Here is a 2,153-nt window from a genome sequence, read left to right as displayed (position 1 = left end):
ATGCTCGGCTCGCTGGCCGAAGGCGTCACCGAAGTCGAAGGCTTCCTCGAGGGCGAAGACGCCCTGGCGACCTTGCAGGCGTTCCGCGACATGGGCGTGGTCATCGAGGGCCCGCACCACGGCCGCGTGACCATTCACGGTGTTGGCCTGCACGGTCTGAAACCTGCGCCGGGCCCGATCTATCTGGGCAACTCCGGTACGTCGATGCGTCTGCTGTCCGGCCTGCTGGCCGCGCAGAACTTCGACAGCACTCTTACCGGCGACGCTTCGCTGTCCAAGCGTCCGATGAATCGCGTGGCCAATCCGCTGCGTGAAATGGGCGCCGTGATCGAAACCGCTGCCGAAGGTCGTCCGCCGATGACTATCCGTGGTGGCCACAAGCTCAAAGGCCTGACCTACACCATGCCGATGGCCAGTGCTCAGGTGAAATCCTGCCTGCTGCTGGCCGGTCTGTATGCTGAAGGCAAGACCACCGTTACCGAACCTGCGCCGACCCGTGACCATACTGAGCGCATGCTGCGTGGCTTCGGCTATCCGGTAACCGTTGATGGCGCGACTGCATCGGTCGAATCCGGTGGCAAGTTGACGGCGACCCATATCGAAGTGCCGGGCGACATCTCGTCGTCGGCGTTCTTCCTGGTCGCGGCTTCGATCGCTGAAGGCTCGGAGCTGGTGCTGGAACACGTTGGCATCAACCCGACCCGTACCGGTGTCATCGATATCCTGCGCCTGATGGGTGCCGATATCACTCTGGAGAACCAGCGTGAAGTCGGCGGCGAGCCTGTGGCTGACCTGCGCGTGCGGGCAGCTAAACTCAAAGGTATCGAGATTCCGGAAGAGCTGGTTCCGTTGGCCATCGATGAATTCCCGGTGCTGTTCGTGGCCGCCGCCTGTGCCGAAGGGCGCACCGTGCTGACCGGCGCCGAAGAGCTGCGGGTCAAGGAATCGGATCGTATCCAGGTCATGGCGGACGGTTTGCTGGCGCTGGGCGTCAAATGCGAACCGACGCCGGACGGCATCATCATCGACGGCGGCCAGATTGGCGGCGGCGAAGTGCATGGTCACGGCGATCACCGTATCGCCATGGCATTCAGCGTGGCATCGCTGCGCGCCACTGCACCGATCCGCATCCATGATTGCGCCAACGTCGCGACGTCGTTCCCGAACTTCCTCGCGCTGTGCGGGCAGGTCGGTATTCGTGTGGCACAAGAGGCTCAGTCGTGAAGAACATTGCACCGGTCATCACCATTGATGGGCCAAGCGGCTCGGGCAAAGGCACGGTAGCCGGGATTCTGGCCAAGCGTCTGGGCTGGAACCTGCTGGATTCCGGTGCGCTTTACCGGTTGCTGGCGTTCGCTGCGCACAATCATGGTGTCGACCTGACCAATGAAGAGCTGCTGAAGACTCTTGCCGCTCATCTGGATGTGCAATTCATTGCGGCGACCGACGGTCAGTTGCAGCGCATCATTCTGGAAGGTGACGAAGTCAGCGATGTCATTCGTACTGAAAGCGTCGGTTCCGGCGCTTCTCAAGTGGCTGCATTGCCGGCGGTACGCGAGGCGCTGCTGCAGCGTCAGCGTGCTTTCCAGGAAGCGCCGGGCCTTGTTGCCGATGGTCGCGACATGGGTACGGTGGTTTTCCCGAGTGCGCCGCTGAAGATTTTCCTGACCGCCAGTGCCGAGGAGCGGGCGCGCCGTCGATATTTGCAGTTGAAGGGCAAAGTCGAGGGTGTTAGTCTGTCGAGTCTGCTAGATGAGATCCGTGCACGCGATGAGCGTGACACCCAGCGAGCGGTAGCCCCGCTTAAGCCGGCGGCTGACGCCATACAGCTGGATTCCACGGAGTTGTCCATCGATCAGGTGCTTGAACGCATCATGAGCGAGATCGCCATTCGCGATATCGCCGGGTGACCAAGAAGGTTGCAGGGGACCAGTCATAGTCCTGTGGCGCTTCTTCTATATGAAACTAACCCACACCGTCTGGGGTGTGGAGATGGGCGTATCCTTCGCCCTCATTTACAGGAATTAAAATGAGCGAAAGCTTTGCGGAACTCTTTGAAGAAAGCCTAAAAACCCTGAACCTTCAGGCCGGCTCCATCATCACCGGGGGTAGCGGTGAGATCGATTCCCAAGCGCGCTGGGTAACCGTGCACG

The 2,153-nt window shown here is 61.0% G+C and carries 2 protein-coding genes; both read left to right on the top strand.

Annotation, left to right across the window (positions count from 1 at the left end):
• A partial coding sequence (gene aroA, locus ACIOVB_RS27560) for a 3-phosphoshikimate 1-carboxyvinyltransferase (RefSeq protein WP_401272280.1) occupies positions 1-1,224 on the top strand: 1,224 nt, incomplete at its 5' end.
• A complete protein-coding gene (gene cmk / locus ACIOVB_RS27555) occupies positions 1,221-1,910 on the top strand; it encodes a (d)CMP kinase (RefSeq protein WP_187677720.1) in 690 nt (229 codons plus the stop codon). The genes aroA and cmk, both read left to right, overlap by 4 nt.
• Positions 1,911-2,153 lie beyond the last annotated feature (243 nt).

It is taken from the genome of Pseudomonas sp. NPDC087639, assembly GCF_044743385.1.
GTDB lineage: Bacteria > Pseudomonadota > Gammaproteobacteria > Pseudomonadales > Pseudomonadaceae > Aquipseudomonas.
Note: the sequence above shows the minus strand (reverse complement) of the source record. Positions and strands in the feature narration are given on the sequence as shown.